Annotated in this window: 21 protein-coding genes; 8 read left to right on the top strand and 13 right to left on the bottom strand. The window is 37.1% G+C overall.

Features of this window, described 5'->3' with window-relative positions; genetic code table 11:
* The 4 genes from U5B17_RS09395 to bioD form a co-directional block, all read right to left on the bottom strand.
* The coding region (locus tag U5B17_RS09395; RefSeq protein WP_430805091.1) for a retention module-containing protein at positions 1-527 on the bottom strand (527 nt) is incomplete at its 3' end.
* A gap of 175 nt (positions 528-702) precedes the next feature.
* Positions 703-903, bottom strand: coding sequence for a hypothetical protein (locus U5B17_RS09390; RefSeq protein WP_430805090.1), 201 nt, complete (start codon positions 901-903; stop codon positions 703-705).
* 57 nt (positions 904-960) lie between these two features.
* A complete protein-coding gene (gene bioA, locus U5B17_RS09385) occupies positions 961-2,307 on the bottom strand; it encodes an adenosylmethionine--8-amino-7-oxononanoate transaminase (protein ID WP_430805089.1) in 1,347 nt (448 codons plus the stop codon).
* Between the two features lie 8 nt (positions 2,308-2,315).
* Positions 2,316-3,005, bottom strand: a complete 690-nt coding sequence (gene bioD, locus U5B17_RS09380; protein ID WP_430805088.1) for a dethiobiotin synthase — start codon at positions 3,003-3,005, stop codon at positions 2,316-2,318.
* 121 nt (positions 3,006-3,126) lie between these two features.
* Between bioD and surE the strand changes: the two genes are divergently transcribed.
* The 3 genes from surE (at position 3,127) to U5B17_RS09365 (ending at position 5,054) form a co-directional block, all read left to right on the top strand.
* Positions 3,127-3,906 (top strand): 5'/3'-nucleotidase SurE, encoded by a 780-nt coding sequence (gene surE, locus U5B17_RS09375; RefSeq protein ID WP_430805087.1) that lies wholly within the window; start codon positions 3,127-3,129, stop codon positions 3,904-3,906.
* Entirely contained in the window at positions 3,899-4,621 is a 723-nt protein-coding gene (locus U5B17_RS09370; protein WP_430805086.1) for a tRNA threonylcarbamoyladenosine dehydratase, read from the top strand. The genes surE and U5B17_RS09370 overlap by 8 nt, the downstream gene beginning before the upstream one ends.
* A 79-nt stretch (positions 4,622-4,700) precedes the next feature.
* Positions 4,701-5,054, top strand: coding sequence for a hypothetical protein (locus tag U5B17_RS09365; protein WP_430805085.1), 354 nt, complete (start codon positions 4,701-4,703; stop codon positions 5,052-5,054).
* Here the strand turns inward: U5B17_RS09365 and U5B17_RS09360 are convergent, their stop codons facing one another.
* From U5B17_RS09360 to rpsU, 9 genes are all read right to left on the bottom strand, one after another.
* Positions 5,055-5,480: an isoleucyl-tRNA synthetase gene (locus U5B17_RS09360; RefSeq protein WP_430805084.1), complete on the bottom strand. Its 426-nt coding sequence runs from the start codon at positions 5,478-5,480 to the stop codon at positions 5,055-5,057.
* Between the two features lie 39 nt (positions 5,481-5,519).
* The gene (locus U5B17_RS09355; RefSeq protein WP_430805083.1) at positions 5,520-6,890 is read right to left on the bottom strand and encodes a coproporphyrinogen III oxidase family protein; all 1,371 of its coding nucleotides are present in this window, start codon (positions 6,888-6,890) and stop codon (positions 5,520-5,522) included.
* 63 nt (positions 6,891-6,953) lie between these two features.
* Positions 6,954-7,409, bottom strand: coding sequence for a DUF2750 domain-containing protein (locus U5B17_RS09350; RefSeq protein WP_430805082.1), 456 nt, complete (start codon positions 7,407-7,409; stop codon positions 6,954-6,956).
* Between the two features lie 52 nt (positions 7,410-7,461).
* Entirely contained in the window at positions 7,462-7,959 is a 498-nt protein-coding gene (locus tag U5B17_RS09345) for a YajQ family cyclic di-GMP-binding protein (RefSeq protein ID WP_430805081.1), read from the bottom strand.
* A complete protein-coding gene (locus tag U5B17_RS09340; RefSeq protein ID WP_430805080.1) occupies positions 7,949-8,896 on the bottom strand; it encodes a D-2-hydroxyacid dehydrogenase in 948 nt (315 codons plus the stop codon). Before U5B17_RS09340 ends, U5B17_RS09345 begins: the two co-directional genes overlap by 11 nt.
* Positions 8,893-10,071 carry a glutathionylspermidine synthase family protein gene (locus tag U5B17_RS09335; RefSeq protein WP_430805093.1) on the bottom strand — a complete coding sequence of 393 codons (1,179 nt, stop codon included), beginning with the start codon at positions 10,069-10,071 and terminating at the stop codon, positions 8,893-8,895. The genes U5B17_RS09340 and U5B17_RS09335 overlap by 4 nt, the downstream gene beginning before the upstream one ends.
* A 10-nt stretch (positions 10,072-10,081) precedes the next feature.
* Entirely contained in the window at positions 10,082-10,699 is a 618-nt protein-coding gene (locus U5B17_RS09330; RefSeq protein WP_430805079.1) for a UPF0323 family lipoprotein, read from the bottom strand.
* Positions 10,696-11,346, bottom strand: coding sequence for a DNA-binding protein (locus U5B17_RS09325; RefSeq protein WP_430805078.1), 651 nt, complete (start codon positions 11,344-11,346; stop codon positions 10,696-10,698). Before U5B17_RS09325 ends, U5B17_RS09330 begins: the two co-directional genes overlap by 4 nt.
* A gap of 74 nt (positions 11,347-11,420) precedes the next feature.
* Positions 11,421-11,633, bottom strand: a complete 213-nt coding sequence (gene rpsU / locus U5B17_RS09320; RefSeq protein WP_034968862.1) for a 30S ribosomal protein S21 — start codon at positions 11,631-11,633, stop codon at positions 11,421-11,423.
* 177 nt (positions 11,634-11,810) lie between these two features.
* Here rpsU and ccoG point away from each other — a divergent pair, with 177 nt between their 5' ends.
* The 5 genes from ccoG (at position 11,811) to U5B17_RS09295 (ending at position 19,512) form a co-directional block, all read left to right on the top strand.
* Positions 11,811-13,142 carry a cytochrome c oxidase accessory protein CcoG gene (gene ccoG / locus U5B17_RS09315; RefSeq protein WP_430805077.1) on the top strand — a complete coding sequence of 444 codons (1,332 nt, stop codon included), beginning with the start codon at positions 11,811-11,813 and terminating at the stop codon, positions 13,140-13,142.
* Positions 13,142-13,762, top strand: coding sequence for a TetR/AcrR family transcriptional regulator (locus tag U5B17_RS09310; protein WP_430805076.1), 621 nt, complete (start codon positions 13,142-13,144; stop codon positions 13,760-13,762). Before ccoG ends, U5B17_RS09310 begins: the two co-directional genes overlap by 1 nt.
* A gap of 104 nt (positions 13,763-13,866) precedes the next feature.
* Positions 13,867-15,003, top strand: a complete 1,137-nt coding sequence (locus tag U5B17_RS09305) for an efflux RND transporter periplasmic adaptor subunit (protein WP_430805075.1) — start codon at positions 13,867-13,869, stop codon at positions 15,001-15,003.
* A 5-nt stretch (positions 15,004-15,008) separates the two neighbouring features.
* Entirely contained in the window at positions 15,009-18,146 is a 3,138-nt protein-coding gene (locus tag U5B17_RS09300; protein WP_430805074.1) for an efflux RND transporter permease subunit, read from the top strand.
* Positions 18,139-19,512, top strand: coding sequence for an efflux transporter outer membrane subunit (locus U5B17_RS09295; protein WP_430805073.1), 1,374 nt, complete (start codon positions 18,139-18,141; stop codon positions 19,510-19,512). The genes U5B17_RS09300 and U5B17_RS09295 overlap by 8 nt, the downstream gene beginning before the upstream one ends.
* The last annotated feature ends 8 nt before the right edge of the window (positions 19,513-19,520 follow it).

The following is a 19,520-nucleotide window of genomic DNA, read 5'->3' as shown; positions in this document are numbered from 1 at the left end:
GTTGGAGGTGTTGTATCAACTATTGATGTATCCAAACCACTACTTGCCGTGCCTATCGAATTAATAGGATTTGAAAATTCAAATGCATTGCCAACACCAACATTCCTACCATCCCCATAAACATTACTTTCATGACCACCTTGAACAAAGTAGCTTTCATTTAGCATACCAGTACCGCCAGCGTCACCGCCACCACCTTGTGCGCCGCCAGCTGCAGTCTCTTCAAGTTGTGTTAGATCTTCACCAGCTAAGATAGCCTTTTGTAAATCACTAAGATCAGCTACCGCGTCACCACCAAAGCTAAAATTTACACTAGTGCTTTGATCTATTGTAACAGTATCATTTTCAAGTATATTTAGATCTTTACCATTATCCATTGAAACTTGAACACTTGCACCTGCTGCGGTTTTAACAACCTCACCTAAAAATAGTGCATCGCCAGCTTGCAAAATTCTCTCTGCGCCATTAGCATTAACTGCTACAACCTTGCCTGTAATTTGTTTGATAACACCAACTTGAGTTGCCATTATTTATCCTTAGATTTAAATTTTTGACGATTATAGCTAAATGGGGGGGGGCTTTGTCAATTGTACTTTGGTACAATATAAAAAGTATATATACATTTAAATCCCTAGATTTAGGCATTTAGTAAGGTAAAAATTTGTGGGAGAAATGTTGAAAAAATGTGAAAAATGTCAAATTTTATCTAAAATTTACCCCAGTTGTAGGCATCTCTAGCCCATTTTGTCGTGCAAAATTCTCAAATTCTAACTCGTCGTATCTGTAAAACTCATTAAACCACCGCTTTTTTAGCTCACCTTTTTTCGTCCGCATCGCACTAACATCGATAAATACGCACGCTTTAAAACCATCCGCGTAAGATAAAAGCTCATCAGCTGTCATATTTTTCCTTTAAATAGGCACAAAATAAAATCAACAAGCATACATACAAAAGACAAGCTATCCCAGCACGGCACGGATACTTTTCGCACATCTTTGCACTGCCAACTCACACTCGCTCTGGCTGATGTTTAGCGGTGGATTAAAGTATAAGACATTGCCCAGCGGACGAAGTACAAGCCCATTTTTAAGCGCGACCTTGTAAATTTCATAGCCAACTCGCCCTTTTAGCTCACTTTTATGCACCCTATTTTCGACCAGCTCAATAGCATTTATAAGCCCAAGCGAGCGTATCTCGCCAACATTTTTATGCTCCTTTAATGCACCTGCTAAAATTTCACATAAAAGCAGCGCTGTTTGATTTGCGTTTTTTAGTATATTTTCTTGTTCAAAGGCGTCTAGCACGGCATTTGCTGCGGCACAGCCAAGCGGATTGCCACTATAAGTATGCGAGTGCATAAACGCCCTGCCCCTTTCGTAGTCGTCGTAAAATGCGTCATAAATTTTCTGAGTCGTGGCCGTGATCGAAAATGGCATATATCCGCCGCTGATGCCCTTTGAAAGTGCCATAATATCAGGACTTACTCCAGCATGATCAAACGCAAACATCTCGCCCGTCCTGCCAAAGCCAGTCGCAATCTCATCAGCGATGAGCAAAACATCATAGTCATCGCAGATCTGGCGTAGTTTTTGCAAGTAAAGAGCTGGATAAATTTTCATCCCAGCTGCACCTTGCACGAGCGGTTCGATGATGATGGCAGCGGTAGTTCTGCCGTGTTTTTCAAACGCCTTTTGTACCGCTTCAAAGCACTCGCACTCACAACCATCGCGGCTTTTACCATAAGGACAGCGATAACAATCAGGCGCATCAATGCGGATCGTTTGCATAAGCATCGGCTTGTAAATTTTCGCATAAAGATCCATCGCGCCAACGCTTAAAGCGCCGATCGTTTCGCCGTGATAGCCGCCGTCTAGGCACATAAAGCGAGTTTTTTCGCCCTTACCGCTTTGATACTGATACTGAAACGCCATTTTCAACGCACTCTCAACCGCCGAGCTGCCGTTGTCGCAGAAGTTAAATTTACTAAGCCCAGCAGGCAAAATCTCGCTCAAACGCTCTGATAAGCGTATCGCACCCTCGTGAGTAAAATTTGCAAATATCACATGCTCAAGCTGTTCAAGCTGTTCGCTTATGGCGCGGTTTATACGCTCGTTTGAGTGTCCCAGTAGGTTGCACCACCACGAGCTTATGATGTCGATGTAGGAGTTATCAAACTCATCATACAGCCATACACCTTTGGCTCTTTTTATTACAATCGGCGGTAGGGTTTCGTAGTCTTTCATCTGTGAGCAAGGATGCCAAATGTGGGCTAGATCACGCCTTGCAAGGTCTGAAATTTCAGCCATTTTCTCTCCTAAACAAATAGACTTTTTAGCTCATCAATGCCTAAATTTAGCTGTTTCTGAGAACTTGAAATGGTATCTACAACGCTTGTTTTGCATAAAATTTCTATCATTTTGCGGTTATCCACGCAGACTGGATCTTGCTCATCAAAGTGGTTTAAGATGATGCCCTGTATCACAACTCCATTATTTCGCAGATATTCGCAAGTTAGCACGGCTGCGTTTATGCCACCAAGTCGAGCAGAAGCCACCAGCAAAACGCTCGGACAAAGCTGCTTAACAAGATCTAAAAGCATTAAATTCCCATCATCTAGGCTAAAATTTAGCGGCGTTACAGCTCCGCCAGCACCTTCTATCAGCAGATATTCGCAGGATTTTTGAAGATGGTTAAATTTATCTTTTATCTTGTCTATCTGCACTGGACTGCCCTCAATGCGCACTGCTAAATGCGGAGAATAGGCATTTTCATACGCATACGAGCTAAGCTCGTCGGCTAAAATTTCAAGTCCAGAGATCTGACGAACAAACTCTATATCGCAGTGCTTTAAAGTGCCGTTTGCAAGTGGTAAATTTCCGCTAGAAACAGGCTTGTAATAAAGTGCATTTATGCCATTTTGTAAAAATTTTTTCACGATTAATGCGCTCGCATAAGTCTTGCCAACATCGGTGCCAGTGCCAAGGATAAATAAATTTTTACTCATTTTAGCCCCCTAAAAGTCGTATTATAACAAATTTTATAAATTATCCGTAGAGCTCAAGGCTTCAATTTAGCATAAAAATTTTATGTTAAAATGTCTAAAATTTTAAAATATAGGCAAAAATTTGAAAGAAATTCTTATCACAAATGATGATGGATACGAAGCCGCTGGACTTTTGGCTCTGCGTGATGCACTCCTTGAGCTTGGCAATGTAAATGTTACGATCGTGGCTCCAAGTCAAGAAAAATCAGCCTGCGCGCACTCGCTTACTCTTACGCGCCCACTGCGATTTATTAGGGTTAATGACGGCTTTTTCAAGCTTGATGACGCAACACCAAGTGACTGCGTATATCTGGCACTTCACGCACTTTTTAAGCGCAAGCCAGATCTTATCATCTCAGGCATAAATCACGGCGCAAATCTTGGCGAAGACATCACTTATTCAGGCACTTGTGGAGCGTGCATGGAAGGGGTTTTACAAGGAATTCCAAGTGTTGCTTTTTCACAGTTTTATAAAAATAACTCCTTAAACGAGCTTGGATTTGAACTAGCTCGTGATGTCGTCAAAAATATCATTTCGCGCATTTTAGCTAGTAAATTTCCACTTAATGAGCGAGAGCTTTTAAATGTTAATATTCCAGCCGTTTCACGCAAAAATTTCAAAGGATACGCCGTCGTACCAGCTGGTCGAAGACGCTACGGCACGGATGCTACAAGGGCGCAAAATCCGCGCGGAGTTGAGTACTTTTGGCTAGGAAACGCCCAGCTTGACTTTATAGACGGCAAGGAACGAAGCGATCTTAGTGAAATAAATGCAGGATACGCGACACTAACACCCATAAAGCTTGATCTTACCGCACACGAAAGCCTTAAAAATCTGCAAAAATGGATAGAAAATGAGTGAAAATTTAAAGAATTTACAAGCAAAAATTTTGAAACAACCCGCAGAAGCCAAAAATCAAATTTTAGATCAATCCGAGCCAAAAGACCGATATACTCGCTCGCGCTTGCTTTTTGGCGATGATTTTCATAAACTACAAAAAGCAAAAATTTTAGTCTTTGGTGTAGGTGGTGTAGGTGGAATTTGCGTCGATGCGCTTGCTCGTGCAGGAGTGGGCGAGATCACCATCGTGGATAAAGATGTTTTTGACATAACAAATCAAAATCGCCAAATTTACAGCGAAGCCGTGGGGGCAGTCAAGGTTAGCGAATTTGCGCTACGATACCCTTGCATAAAGGCTTTACAAGAGCTTGTAACGCCAGAATTTGTAGCAAATTTTGACTTCTCGCCGTTTGACTTAGTAATCGATGCGATCGATGATATGAGCGCAAAAGTAGCTATCGCGCACGCCGCAAAGGATAAACTCATCGCTTCAATGGGTGGTGGCAAGCGCATAGATGCTACGCAGGTCAAGGTCGCAAGCGTGTGGAAAACGACAAATGATGCACTTGCTCGCAAATACCGCTATGAGCTACGAAAATCTGGCTTTAATGGTGACTTTGATGTTGTATTTAGCACAGAGCTTCCAAGATGTCGTGAGCTTGGTAGCTTTATGGGTGTAACGGCAGTTTTTGGACTAAATTTAGCAAGTCTTGCGATTAGGAAAATCTTAGTCTAAATTAAAAATTTTAACTATCATTGCCTGAAGATTTACAATTTTAAGGCATAATCTAGTAAATTTAAAACAAGGAGATGTTATGAAAAAATTTTTACTAGCGCTTGGCGTGATCGCACTTTTAGGAGGTTGTGCTATTAGTGAAACAAACAAAGAGACAAAAACTGCAGCTAAAATGGCACAAGAGTCTCAGACTATCCTATTTACAGCTGTCAAAAATCCAGTCTATAAAGTAAGTGTTACTTCAAGCGATTACTTTGATACTGCGGTATTTATAGATGCAAATGGCAAAAAACATAACCTAAAAAATGATATCTCAGCCAACGGCATACGCCTTACAAACTCCGAGGGCATAGATCTTGCATTTCATAGAGGTATGGGCTATCTAACACCTGGCAAAAATCAAAAAGAGATTGAGCTAAAATACACTGAATAGTTATCTTTTGATCTTTAATACCTGCTCATCATCTTTGAGCAGGTATATCTTTGTTCGTCCGCTATAAATTTCTCTTGCATTTATACTAACATTTTCAGACACGCTTACATTTTTTATCTCGCTCATAAAAAGCATTTCTCCAAATTTACGACCAAGCTCGCTATGCCACAAACTCGCAGAAGCTAAAAGAACTAGTACATAAACAACTCTTGAAAATTTTCTAAATGGAGTATAAAATATAAAGTACCCCACTACAAATCCAACTGGCAAAAGCCATAAAAATGGGACATTATCTACAAAAACTGCGTTAAAATACTCATCTATACCATAGTGTTTAAAGTATCCACTAAAAAGCCCAGTAAATACCACAAAAGCAACCGCAAATGTAAGAAGTAAGCCGACAAAAAAGGCATTTAGAAATTTCATTTAGCTCCTTTTTTTGCTTTGATTTTACTCAAATTTAGCTTAAATCGCAACCTTTGGACGGCTTATAGCTTGCTCAAAATCAACCTCAGTATTTTCACTCATGATGTGTAAATTTTTACCTCGCTTAATCCTAGCATCATCTTTAAATATCGCACGAACCTTATCCATACCAGCATAAAAGTCGCGCATCAGCACAACGCAGATATATTTACCAAAAAAAGTCGGCTTTATACAGCCATTTTCCTCATATATAGCATTAACCATTTTTAATAAATTTATCTCCAAAAATAGATCTTTGTAGAGATTTGCAGCGTTATTTTGATTGTAATTTTTTATATTGACACTGCCATCAAAAAGCTCTGTTAAGAAGATATATTTTAACCGCTCTTTTTTACTAAAACCACATTTTGCTATAACAGTATTTTCGCCAGCTTTAACCCTGCGCCCATACTCAAGAAGATTAAAAGCATTTATAACAAGCTCACCATTTAAAAAACTAAATGCCCCACTTCCAACGCCCAAATACTCGTGGTTTGAGCCAACATACTCATCACGCAGATGATCACAGCCATTTCTAGAAAAAGCCCAAGCGTTATTTTGTGAGTAGCCACCTTTTTTAAACTCATCGACGATAATCTCATAAAACTCACGCTCATTATCAACACTTGAAACACCCAAAGAGCGTGCGATATTATCACGAGTAAGCTCTGATTTCATGAGCGGATAGAGTGTTATTTGCTCTGGTGCTATCTGCTTTGAGATATTTATATCATTTATGAGCTGTTGTTTAGTTTGATTTGGTAAGTTAAAAATCAAATCAAGACTGATAACTGGTATAAGTCCTAGTGCCTTTTCTAGGCGACTTTGAACCTCTTTTGAGCTACCAAATTTCTCATATCTACCGACTTTTTTTAATGTATCATCATCAAAGCTTTGCACACCAACACTTAAACGATCTATAAGCCCATTAAAACGCTTCAAGCTCTCTGGCGAGATATGATTTGGATCACTTTCGGCTGAAATTTCAGTGATACCAAAAAGATCTTTTGCCAAAATCAATGTTTTTTCAAGCTCTGGCTCATTTATAAGCGTAGTTCCACCACCAACATAAAGTGAGTTAAATTTAAAGCCAGCTTCTTTTACCTGCTTCATCTCGCAACGCAAATTTTCAAAGTAAATTTTTGCAAGCTCTTGCTCATAGTGATACTTATGAAACGAACAATACGGGCAAAAAGTGTGGCAAAATGGCACATGGGCGTAAAGCATATAGCTTTTTTGCGGGTCTGGTCTCTTTGTGTAAATTTGATTTTCATCTAAAATATTTATATTAAACTCATTATAGAGAGATTTTTGAATCGACCTGTGCGCGTAAGCAACAGCAAAGCTCTCTATGATATTTTTAACTCCCATAACTAATAATCCTTAATAAGCTTTATTTAAATAATGTAATTTGGTAGAATACCTAAATATATATTAAAAACAGCTTTTTACCTGCTCTTTAAGCTCATCTAAGCTTTCAAAATCCTGTAACTCAATGCTTTTTTCTTGCCTTTTTAGCTCATCTATAACATCAAGAACAAGCTCTAACGCATCAGCTTCAAATCCATACAAATTCGCATCAAAGTCTATACCCAAAACGGCATTGTTTTGAGAAATAGAGGCACACCAACTCTCCAAAAACTCAGCCAGATCAAAGCCGCAAATTTCATACTCTGCCCACTCTTGTTTAGCACAAGCCTTTGCTAATGTTTGGCTTGAGAAAAACACGACCACTTCACACGCAGGGCCATCATCGCTCTGAAATTCATTTGAAGGACAATTTGCATATGTGCCGCTTTTTGGGTCACGCAAAGCATAGACTATCTCATTTTTAGCGATATTTGTGATAAAATTTTTATATCTTACCTCAAGTGTGGCGTAAAGTTGCATATCTGTCCTTTTATAGATTTTGGGCGAAATTTTAAAGCTCGCCCAGACTTTGTTATTTTAAATTTTTAAAACTTAGCGGAAGCTCTAAATTTAGCCCTTTTACTATGCGTATACACTCTTGCAAATCATCAATGCTTTTACCAACCACTCGCACCTCTTCACCTCTTATGCTAGCTGTTACTTTTAGTTTTGCATCTTTTATGGCTTTTGTGATTTTCTTAGAATTTTCGCCATCAAGCGTATCATTTAGCTTCAAAATAGCTTTTATATTTCCTCCGCTTGCGCTCTCTCGTTTGCTTTCAGATATCGCAACTGGCGGAATATTTCGTTTTATTAGTTTTGAGATTAAAATATCCTTTAAAGCATCAACTTTGCTATCGCTTGAGCTTAAAAGCGTGACGGTCTTTTCCTTTTCATTTAGCTCTATTTCAGCCACTACACTTTTAAAGTCATACCTTGCCGCAAGCTCTTTCTTAGCGGTTTCTAAGGCATTCTTAACCTCCATCATATCCACACTCGCACTTATATCAAAACTATGTTCAGTTGCCATCATTTTCCTTTATAAAATTTTCTATATTTTGAACTATTTTGGCTATCAAAGTCGCTCTTGCCTCACTGCTAGCCCACGCAATATGTGGTGTGATGATTAAGTTTTGTTTATTTTTTATACTTAATAAAGGATGATTTTTTATCATCGGCTCAATCTCAAGCACATCTAGACACGCTCTTAAATTTTTTTCATCTATGGCTTTAGCAAGATATGTTTCATCCACTATACCACCGCGACCAAAATTCATTAAAATAGCACCATTTTTAATCAAATTTAGCTCGTGCTCGCCTATTAAATTTTTTGTTTTTTCATTTAACGGAGCATGAATGCTAACTATATCGCACTGCTTTAAAAGCTCATCAAGCTCAAGCTTTTCATAAAAGGCGTTGTTATTAGCTCCACTTGTTGAAAAATAGCACACTTTCGCACCAAACGCAGACGCCACGCTAGCTATTTTTTGACCTATTTCGCCTAGTCCAATAATGCCAAATTTTTTACCAGCAAGCTCACTTATAGGTGCGTCAAGGTTTGTAAAAATATCGCTTTTTACCCACTCGCCACTTTGTACATAGCTATCATAAAATTTTATCTGATTAAGCAAAGCAAGAAGTGAGGCAAAAGTCTGCTGAACAACGCTATTTGTAGAATATCCTGCAACATTTTTAACAACGATATTTTTTAACTTTGCGTACTCTAAATCAACATTATTCATCCCAGTAGCACTTATACAAATAAGTTTTAGCTCACATTTATCCATAACATCTTTATCGATTATGACCTTATTTGTTATGACGACATCAGCGCCCATTAAGCGCTCTATACGCTCATCTGGCTTGGTTGTAGCATAAATTTTAAACTCTCCAAATTTATTAAAAACACTAAGGTTGATATCTCCTAAAGTATCTGCATCAAGGCAGACGATTGTTAATTTTTTCATTTTATAAAATGTCCTACAAATTTTGATGTATTATTTAAAATTTGGCCACCTTTTCTAAAGCCAAGCGCGCACCCCTCAAAGGCAAAAAATACTCCAGCTTGATAGCTTTGTCCTTTTTCATCTTTGTTAAACTCATAAAATTCCTGATAAATCGCCCTATTCTCATCATAAATTCCATCCGTTTTCTCACTTACAGACCCATCTGCTTCTATGATAGAGATATTTGCCCCTTCGCGACCAAAAACTGGTTTTTTCACGCATTTTACTCCACTAAGTGCTTTATCGTCTGCACGAAGCAAAAGTGGATGATTAGGATATAGATCCCATAAAATTTTAAGGATAGCCTTACTTTGAAAAAGTAGCGTATAGGCTGGGTTTAGCACGATGGCTTTTTGATTTTTAAGGATATTTTTTAGTATAAGTGCGAGTTCCCCTTCCTCGACTGCTATCTGTTCCCAAGGTATAAGCTTAAACCAGTACTCATAATTTTCACCATTATAAAAAATTCCCTCTTCATCATCGAAGCTAACTTCATTTACATAGGCAAAATCTGTGTAAAATCCAGCCTCTTTTGCCGCAGCTGCAATGAGTTTAGTAGTATTTTCATCCTCGGTATTTCCACCAACACAACTAAATAAAATTTTCCAACCCTCATAAAATTTCTCAAACTCACTTGTATCTTTACTAAGTGTAACAAGACGCTTAAAATTTTCGACAAGACCCAAATACAAGTCGTTAAACTGGCTATTTTCATCCATTTTATTATATTTTAACATAGCCCACTGAATGATGGCTGTCTCAAAGACTGCTGTCGGTGTATCAGCATTAAATTCTATCAGCTTTATAGGCTTACCATCGATCCCACCAGCTAAATCAAACCTACCATAAAGATGCCAATGAACATCGTTTTGCCAGCTCTCTTTTACAAGCTCAACAAGGTTAAACGGTATGCCAACTTCGTGAAAAAGGTTATTGTCTATAATATGCTGTGCAGCAGCAATGCACATATCATAAAGCTCATTTACCGACTGATAATACGCTTCCGCTTCATCTTGACTAACCTCGATAATCTCATCGCTCACATAAGCACTTTCATCGCTATCAGTGTGCCATGAAAAGCCGATTTGCTCCATAAAATTTTTATTTAAAGGCTCTATCTTTTGTAGTTTCATTATTTTTTCCTTTTCAACCACCAACTGATTGCTGGCTACTTGAGCCACTAGAACCACCGCTTGAGCCGAAAAATCCGCTCTTTCCAGCTGCCTTTGGAGCGCCAGCACTTGTCTTTGCATTATTAAAACTATTTACACTTCTTGTATAAGCGCTTGGATTTTTGTAGGCTGTTTGGCGTTGATTTTGAAATGTTTGGTTATTAAATAACTTATTACCGATCCAGCTACCTATCATCGCACCAGCTATCGAGCTTAGCAAAACTTCGCCAAGACCCATACCAGTGCCGCTACTAAGCTGTGCGTTTGGGTTGGTTAAATTTGATGTGCCGTTATCTATCTTTGCGTTTTCTTCGGCAACTAATGCATCCATCTCCTCTTTTGTCATCACTTTTTCAGTACCATCAAGGCTTTTTAATACAACACGAGTTTGGCCAGCTGGATACTCCTCGACTACCTTATACTTACCTTTTGCGACCTCTTCTATGATAACAAATGCACCACTTGCACTAGACTGCTCACTGGCTTGATCAAAATTTTCATTTGAACTGCCACAGCCACTAAGTCCCGTCATAACTATCGCACCAAAACCACCTATAGCAGCATAGGTTGCTATTTTCTTAATATGTTTCACTCATTTTCTCCAATAATCTGTTTTAGTTTTTTATCTCTTCTTACAAGTATCACACCGTTTTTAAATTTTATAAATTTTGACTTATTTATATTTTTTATAATCTTTTTTTGTGCCTTTTTTAGGCTTTTTTGATCTAAATTTAGTTCGCTTAGATATTCATTTATATTAACAAATTTATGTTCTATATCATTTTGAACCTCAGCCTCAACCACATCCTCAAATTTTCTATCTTGCGACTTGTTAAGCTGCGGAATTTGACCCATTGCATTTAAAAAAGCCATAAGCTTTTCATCACGCTCTTTATAAATCGTTGAAATTTCTTGCTTGCTTTGGATTAACATCTGCTCTTTTTCTTTAAAAAGCCGCTCTTTATCGCTTTGTAGATTTGCATTTTGAGCTTTTAGCTCATTTAATTCATTTAGTAAAAAACTTACAAACTCACTATCTTGCCTAGCTATTGCTTGTGTTTTTCTAGGTTTTTTCTGAGTTTTTGGCTTTTGTTCTGTTTGGGCATCCTCGCCGATTATTACAAATTTAATGCCATCTTGTTCGATTGATTTTAACGAGCCTCGTCGTATGCGGTTATAAACAGCTTCTTTACTTATGCCTAAAATCTCAGCAGCTTCGCCAACAGGCAACTTTTGCATAAAATCTCCTGCAAAATAAACTAAAAGCGGTAAAAATAAAGAAAACTAGCCAAAATTTGGCTAGTTTGTTGGTCTTAGAGTCTTGACTCGTAGCGTCTAAGCATGTATAAACGCTTAAGCATTTTCTTCCTAGCTGCGATCTTTTGTTTTTTGCGGATCTCAGTATTAGGCTCGAAAAAGCGTCTTGCACGCACTTCGGTTACAACAAGGTTACGATCAACTTGTTTTTTGAATTTCCTGTAAGCCTCATCAAATGACTCATTAGGATGCACCTTAATACCTGGCACTCTCCCCACCACCTTTCAGTTAAGATTAAAAGCTAGATTATACCCAAAATTTCTTAAAATTTACAAAATCGGAGAATTTTTAATTTTATACTATTTTAAATCATATTGCAATATAATTATCAAAATCTTAAAATAAAATGAAAATGTTTTTATTTTAACAACAAAAAAGGTAAAATCATGCAAAATTTCATAACAAACTGGACAAAAAAACGCCACATTACCTACCTTCTTATAACCTGTTTTGCACTTGTTATACCATTTGTTATGATAAATGATGCACATTTTTTTCTACTAAGTTTTGATAAAAAAGAGCTTCATCTTCTCTTTACTCGCTTTGATATGCAAGAACTTTATTTAATGCCCTTTGTTTTTATTATATTGTTTCTATTTATATTTTTTATAACAACACTTGGTGGTAGAATTTGGTGCGGCTGGAGCTGCCCACAAAGCATTTTTAGATATATGTTTAGGGATATTATACAAACTAAAATTTTAAAAATTTATGCAAATTATAAAAATAAGCAAAAAGATCCGCAAAGTATTCCAAAAAGGGTTTTGGCGGTTATTATTTGGATATTTATATCGCTTATTATCGCCTGTAACTTTGTATGGTTTTTTGTACCTCCAGAAGATTTTTTCACATACATGCAAAATCCAGCCGAACATAAATTTCTTATCGGTATGGTTTTGATTATCACGGCTTGGCTTGTTTTTGATATTTGCTACTTGGCTGAGCGTTTTTGTGTTTATCTTTGCCCATATGCAAGAATTCAGTCTGTTATGTTTGATAACGACACCATTCAAGTAATTTACGATGAAGATCGTGGTGGAAAAATTTATGATAAAAATGTCAAACTATGGAAAAAGCCAAAAATAGATGGTGCACAGTGCACTGGCTGTGAAGCTTGTGTAAAAATCTGCCCCACACACATTGACATCCGCAAAGGTATGCAACTTGAGTGTATAAACTGTCTTGACTGTGCTGATGCTTGCTCGCACACGATGAACGCTCTTGGTTTGCCATCACTTATCAGCTGGACTAGCGAAAATTCCTTAAAAACAAAACAAAAGGTAAAATATGCACGCTTTAGAACGATTGCTTACTGCGTAGCGCTATTTATAGCTGGTAGTGCGCTATTTTTAATGGGTGGCAAAAAAGAAAATATGCTTTTAAATATCAACCGAACAAGTGAACTTTATAAAATTTCAGATGATGGTAGCGTGCATAACTACTACACATTTTTGTTTCAAAATATTGATAAAAAGGATCATAGCTACTATTTTGACACAAACGATACAAGCCTAAAGATCGTCCGTCCAAGTGAGCCGATCGAGATAAAAGCTGGTGCAAAACAACGCATCATAGTAACCATATCATCTCCAAAAATTCCCCTTGATAAAGATAAGGATACGCCACTTAGCATAGGTATAAATGCTTATGCCACGGACGATAAAGAAAATATAAATGTTAAAAGAGATACTATTTTTGTGTATCCAAAAGGAGAGTAATGGCAATTTCAAAAAAGGGTAAAAAACGCTACGAAGCCGTTATAGAAGCAGCTCACGAGCTTTTTTTGCAAAATGGTTATGAAAAAACGAGCTTAAATCAAATAGTTTCAAAAAGTGGTGGCTCTCTTGCTAGCGTTTATAAATTTTTTGAAAACAAAGAGAAGCTTTTTGCTATCATCTTAGAGCGTGAAGTTGAAAAATTTCAAGCCGAAGTCGATGAAATTTCAGGCCTTAAACAAAGTACTGATTTGAGTGATTTTCTAAATAAATTTGGACTTGTTTATTTAGAAATTTTTTATAAACCAGAAAGTGCAAAATTTCTTAGAATCATAATATCAGAAACATATAAAAATAAAGAGCTTGGCAAGCTTACAGCAGATCTTTTTACAAACTCAACTATAAATTTTCTCTCTACCTTTTTTAAAAAACCAGAAATTTCAAATAAATTAAAAGAATTTGACCCACAAATACTTGCATTTAACTTCTGCGCACTCATAAGAGAGCCATTTTTTATGCAAACACTTATACTTGGCGAAGAGCCAGACCCTATAAGTAAAAAAGAGAAAAAGCAAATCGTCGCTGACATAGTTGAGATGTTCCTAAAAGGCGTATGCAAGTAGTTTTTAGGTGTATTTATATTTTATTATTTTTAAATATGGTAAAATTACGGATTAATATCATAAAAGTGTAATAATAATTACTAAAAATATAGCAAGGAGAATTTATGTATAAATTTAGCGTTATCGCTTTAACTTTTTTAGCCACTCTAACATTTACAGGTTGTGAAATGCTAGATAAATTTCTAGGCAAAAAAGATGACGCGCCAGCACAGGCAAAAAATCCACAACAAGCAGCTGTCCCTGTGGATGTTATAGTCGCTAAAAAGGCTGATAATAAAATGAACTTCGAGTATCCAACTCGCCTACAAAGTCAGCAAGATGTCGTGATGGTAGCAAAAGTCTCTGGTACCATAATAAAGCAAAATTTTAAACCAGGCCAAAGCATAAAGACTGGAGATGTCTTATTTTTAATAGAGCCAGACACTTATGAAGCTATGTATGAAGTTGCAAAGGCAAATATCTTGCAAGCCGAAGCATCACTTAAAAACGCTAAAAGTGAGGCAGATAGAGTAAAAAAACTACTCTCTCAAAAAGCAGTCAGCCAAAAAGATTATGACAACACAATAGCAGCACTAGAAACTGCAAATGCAAACTTAGCAAGCGCAAAAGCAAATGCAAAAACAGCTAAGCTAAATCTTGACTATACAAGTATAACAGCACCTTTTGATGGTGTTGCGGGCGAAAATTTAATAGATGTAGGTGCCTATGTCATAGCAAGCAACACGAAACTTGTAAGACTCACAAAGACAAATCCAATAGAGGCAAGATTTTACATAGCAGATTCAGCAAATTTAAGCAGAATAAATAATCTTACAAACAATAGCTGGGTGCAAATAAATACAGACGCAAATTTAACCCTAAATGGTGAAAATTTTACCGGAAAAGTAACTTTTATAGATAACACAGTTGATGTAAATACTGGCAGCGTTTTAGCAAAGGCAGAATTTCAAAATAGCCAAAATAAACTGCTTGCTGGCGCATTTGCAAAGATCATCATGACTGGTTTTGTTCAAAAAGATAGTTTTTTAATACCACAAATTGCAATTAAACAAGATACGATATCGCCTTATATCCTAGTAGTACAAGATGAAAAAGTTGTTAAAAAACCTATCAAAATCATATACCAAACATCAACAACAGCAATAGTTACAGAAGGTATTAATGACAATGATCAAATCATCATAAACAATTTTGGTAAAATTGGCATTGGTGCAAGCGTTAAGCCACAAGTTAAGGAGTAAGACTAATGTTTTCTAAATTTTTTATCGATAGACCGATATTTTCTGGGGTACTGTCTATCGTCATAGTTATTGCTGGTCTTATGTCGATGCGTGGGCTTCCGGTTGAAGAGTATCCGCAACTAACTCCGCCACAAATTTCTGTCAGTGCTGTTTATACGGGCGCAAACGCTGATGTTATATCAAACACAGTTGCTTCAGTTATAGAAGATGAAGTTAATGGTGTTGAAAATATGATATATATGCAAAGTACTTCAAGCTCAAGTGGCTCTATGAATTTAAATGTCTATTTTAAAGTCGGGACTGATGCAAAACAAGCAACAATAGATGTAAATAACCGCGTTCAAGCGGCACTCTCACGCTTACCAGATGAAGTTCAGCAAATAGGCGTTACTGTTCGCGAAAGAAGTAGTTCGATACTAGGGCTTGTTGCATTTACAAGCACGCAAATGAACGAGATAGAGCTAAACAACTATGTTATCCTAAATATACTTGATGAGATAAAGCGTATAAAAGGTATAGGAGATGCCAATGTTATAGGCAATAAAAATTATGCTATGAGAATTTGGCTAAAGCCTGATCTTCTTGCAAAGTATAAAATTTCAACTACTGAGGTTTTAAGTGCAATCAAGGTTCAAAATAGCCAATACGCAGCAGGTAAGATAGGTGAAGCGCCTCTTGAAAACCCAGTTCCATATGTTTATTCTATAAAAGCAGATGGACGCTTTAGTTCACCTGAGCAATTTAATAATATCATCTTAAGAGCCGATAACAACGGCAATATTTTAAGACTAAAAGATGTTGCAGAGATTGAAATAGGCTCACAAAACTACTCTACAAAAGCATTTTTAAACGGCAAAACCATGGCACCAATGATGCTATTTTTACAAAATGGCGCAAATGCTATTGAGACAATGAATTTAATAAAAGAAAAACTTGAAGAGATAAAGATAAACTATCCACAAGGGCTTGAACACAAAGTTTCATACGATACCACAACCTTTGTTAAGCTCTCCATACAAGAGGTTGTTAAAACTTTTATAGAAGCGATGATACTTGTTATGGTCGTTATTTATATGTTCTTAAAAAGTTTTAGGGCAACAATAATACCAATGCTTGCCGTTCCAGTTTCTATTATAGGAACATTTGCCGGCTTTTACATAATGGGCTTTTCAATAAATCTTATAACCCTTTTTGCACTTGTCCTTGCTATTGGTATAGTTGTTGATGATGCAATTATAGTTATAGAAAATGTCGAGCGTATAATGCACGAAGAAAAAGAAATAAGCGTCCGTGATGCTACCATAAAAGCCATGCAAGAAGTTACTACGCCGGTTATATCTATCGTACTCGTACTTTCAGCAGTCTTTGTGCCAGTTAGTTTTATGGAAGGGTTTGTGGGGGTTATACAACGCCAATTTGCTCTTACTCTCGTGCTTTCAGTTGTACTATCAGGACTTGTTGCACTTACGCTTACTCCAGCTCTTTGTGCGATAATGCTAAAACGCTCACATGATGAGCCATTTTGGATCGTTAAGAAATTTAATGACTTTTTTGACTGGAGCACAAGTGTATTTTCGGCTGGTGTTGCAAGAGTACTTCGTCATGTTATCCCTAGCCTAATAGCCGTTGGCATTATCATATGGGTTATGCTAAGTTTATTTAAAACACTTCCTGGCTCTCTTGTGCCTTCAGAAGATAAAGGCTATGCCATAGCCGTAACTTCGCTTCCATCAGCCTCGTCATCAATAAGAACACTTAAAGAGGTTGAAGATATTGCAGGAAAATTTCTTGCAAATCCAAATGTTATGAACATAACTTCCATATCAGGCTATGACATGCTCTCAGGAGTTTTACGAGAAAATGCTGCAATAGCATTTGTACAGCTTAAAGACTGGAGCGAAAGAAAATCTTTTGAACAAAGTATATTTGGGCTACTTGGACCATTTAATGGCATGCTAGCACCTTCAAAAGAGAGTGTAAATTTTGTCATAAATGTTCCTCCTATAAACGGTCTTAGTATGACTGGTGGCTTTGATATGTATTTACAAAATAGAAGTGGTAAAAACTATAATGAAATAGCACAAGATGCAGCAAAAGTTCTAGCCGCGGCAAATCAACATCCAGCGCTTACTCGTGTTAGAACCAATCTTGATACGACCTTCCCTCAATATGACATAAATATAGATGAGGATAAGGCTTATTTGCTTGGTATAAGCAAGGCGGATATATTTGCAACTATCGCTTCAACGATAGGTGGATACTATACAAATGACTTTTCTATGTTTGGCAAAACTTACCGCGTGTATGTTAGAGCAAGTGAGAGCTTTAGAAACTCAGCCGATGATATAAGAAATATTTTCATAAAAAGCAAAAGCGGGGATATGGTCGCACTAAATACAGTCGCAACGCTGACAAGAAGTATGGGGGCAGATCTGGTTGAACGCTTTAATCTCTTTCCAGCAGCAAAAATTTCAGGCGAACCTGCACCAGGATACACATCTGGTGACGCTCTAAACGCCATCGAGCAAGTTGTAAAAGATACACTTGGCGTTGATGAGTATAGTGTTGCTTGGAGCGGGACTGCATATCAAGAAAAAGACTCTACTGGAGCAGGTCAAACGGCATTTATCTTTGGTATGGTATTTGTCTTTTTAATCCTTGCTGCACAATATGAAAGATGGCTTATACCTCTTGCTGTTATCACAGCCGTTCCTTTTGCTGTATTTGGCTCACTTCTTGCAACCTGGATGCGTGGGCTTACAAATGATATATATTTTCAAGTCGGCTTGTTGCTACTCATTGGTTTGTCGGCTAAAAATGCTATATTAATCGTTGAATTTGCAATGCAAGAGAGAAAAAATGGCAAAAATATATTTGATGCAGCTGTAAATGCCGCTAAGCTTCGCTTTCGCCCTATAGTAATGACATCAATAGCATTTTCTATGGGAATTTTACCGATGGTTATATCAACAGGTGCTGGTGCAGCCTCTCGTCACTCTTTGGCGACTGGACTTATCGGTGGAATGATAGCCGCAACAACGATAGCGATATTTTTTGTACCACTTTTTTACTACTTACTTGAAAAGCTTAACGAAAAATTTTGGAACAAAAATAAACAGGATAGGAGCATAGCAAATGCGTAATTTAATAATATTTTTACTAGCTCTTTTTATGGCTGGCTGCTCGTTTCGCCCTAGCCTGCCAGAGGTTAATGCAACATTTAGCACAGTATATGAAAGTAGTGACATTAACGATAAGTGGTGGATGGAATTTAATGATAGCAGACTAAATGAACTAGTAGAGCAAGCTTTAAAAAATAATATCGACCTAAAACTTGCTTATATAAATTTACAAAATGCTCAGCTAAATCTCAAAAATGCAAGAACTGAGCTTTTGCCAACCATCGGAGCTGAGGCTGGAGCAAGCAGAAATAGCACAAGTGGCGAGACATTTTCTGGACAAAAAAGTGCTATTTATAACTCATTTTCGCTAAATGCGATTTTAAACTACGAGATAGATCTTTGGGGACGAGTTAGAAACTCTATTGCATCTTCAAATGCACTTTTAAACGCATCGAAATTTGATTATGAAGCTGCACGCATTGCGATCGCCTCATCAGTTGCAAATAGCTATTTTTCACTGGTTGCACTAAAAATGCAAGAGATAGTATATGAAGAGACACTAAAAAGTTACCTTGATACAATGAACTACCGAAAAAAGCAGCTAGATGCAGGCATGATAACACAAATAGTTTATATGCAAAGCCTTGCAGCGACACAAAGTGCTCAAATTTCTTTACAAAATATTAAAAACTCAATCATTACAGCAAGCAACGCCCTTGCAATACTAACAAATAAAAGCAATGATGAAATTTTATACTCCATTATAAGTAGCGCAAAAACTCTAGCAAAAGCACCAGAGATAAATGCAGACATAAGTTCAGATATACTTTTAAGACGCCCAGATGTTGCAAGTGCTTATGAGAGATTGCAAAGCTCAAATGCTCTTATTGGAGTGGCAAAAGCAGCTTATTTTCCAAAATTATCTTTAACAGGACTTTTTGGATTTAGCTCTGATGAGCTTGAGCGCCTTTTTGTTAGCAATGCCAATGTTTGGTCTATTGGTGGTTCACTTGCGCAAACACTTTTTGATTTTGGTAGACGCTCAAACAATGTAGCTCTTGCCGAGCTTGCCCAAAGCGCAAATACACTAAACTATGAAAAAACGATTAAAACTGCACTTAGTGAAGTAAGAATTTCTCTTGAAAATAGAAAAACAGCCACTGCCGTTTTAAAAGATACAAAAGCGCTACTAAACTCACAAAATGAAATTTATAATCTTGCAAATAACCAGTATAATGCTGGATATGTCGATCATTTAGTTTTACTTGATGCGCAACGAAATTTACTTAGCACAAGACTTAGTGAGATCGCAGCAAAGCTAGCACTTAATAATGCAACAATAGAAGTTTATAAGTCATTTGGCGGCGGCTTTAAGCTACAAAAATAATAAATCAA

Origin of the sequence: Campylobacter australis (assembly GCF_050586305.1) — a bacterium.
Lineage (GTDB): Bacteria > Campylobacterota > Campylobacteria > Campylobacterales > Campylobacteraceae > Campylobacter_A.
Note: the sequence above shows the minus strand (reverse complement) of the source record. Positions and strands in the feature narration are given on the sequence as shown.

Coding starts and splice junctions, on each gene's coding strand:
- U5B17_RS09390 (WP_430805090.1), bottom strand. CDS start 903: ATGACAGCTGATGAGCTTTTATCTTACGCGGATGGTTTTAAAGCGTGC.
- bioA (WP_430805089.1), bottom strand. CDS start 2,307: ATGGCTGAAATTTCAGACCTTGCAAGGCGTGATCTAGCCCACATTTGG.
- bioD (WP_430805088.1), bottom strand. CDS start 3,005: ATGAGTAAAAATTTATTTATCCTTGGCACTGGCACCGATGTTGGCAAG.
- U5B17_RS09370 (WP_430805086.1), top strand. CDS start 3,899: ATGAGTGAAAATTTAAAGAATTTACAAGCAAAAATTTTGAAACAACCC.
- U5B17_RS09365 (WP_430805085.1), top strand. CDS start 4,701: ATGAAAAAATTTTTACTAGCGCTTGGCGTGATCGCACTTTTAGGAGGT.
- U5B17_RS09360 (WP_430805084.1), bottom strand. CDS start 5,480: ATGAAATTTCTAAATGCCTTTTTTGTCGGCTTACTTCTTACATTTGCG.
- U5B17_RS09355 (WP_430805083.1), bottom strand. CDS start 6,890: ATGGGAGTTAAAAATATCATAGAGAGCTTTGCTGTTGCTTACGCGCAC.
- U5B17_RS09350 (WP_430805082.1), bottom strand. CDS start 7,409: ATGCAACTTTACGCCACACTTGAGGTAAGATATAAAAATTTTATCACA.
- U5B17_RS09345 (WP_430805081.1), bottom strand. CDS start 7,959: ATGGCAACTGAACATAGTTTTGATATAAGTGCGAGTGTGGATATGATG.
- U5B17_RS09340 (WP_430805080.1), bottom strand. CDS start 8,896: ATGAAAAAATTAACAATCGTCTGCCTTGATGCAGATACTTTAGGAGAT.
- U5B17_RS09325 (WP_430805078.1), bottom strand. CDS start 11,346: ATGCAAAAGTTGCCTGTTGGCGAAGCTGCTGAGATTTTAGGCATAAGT.
- ccoG (WP_430805077.1), top strand. CDS start 11,811: ATGCAAAATTTCATAACAAACTGGACAAAAAAACGCCACATTACCTAC.
- U5B17_RS09310 (WP_430805076.1), top strand. CDS start 13,142: ATGGCAATTTCAAAAAAGGGTAAAAAACGCTACGAAGCCGTTATAGAA.
- U5B17_RS09305 (WP_430805075.1), top strand. CDS start 13,867: ATGTATAAATTTAGCGTTATCGCTTTAACTTTTTTAGCCACTCTAACA.
- U5B17_RS09300 (WP_430805074.1), top strand. CDS start 15,009: ATGTTTTCTAAATTTTTTATCGATAGACCGATATTTTCTGGGGTACTG.
- U5B17_RS09295 (WP_430805073.1), top strand. CDS start 18,139: ATGCGTAATTTAATAATATTTTTACTAGCTCTTTTTATGGCTGGCTGC.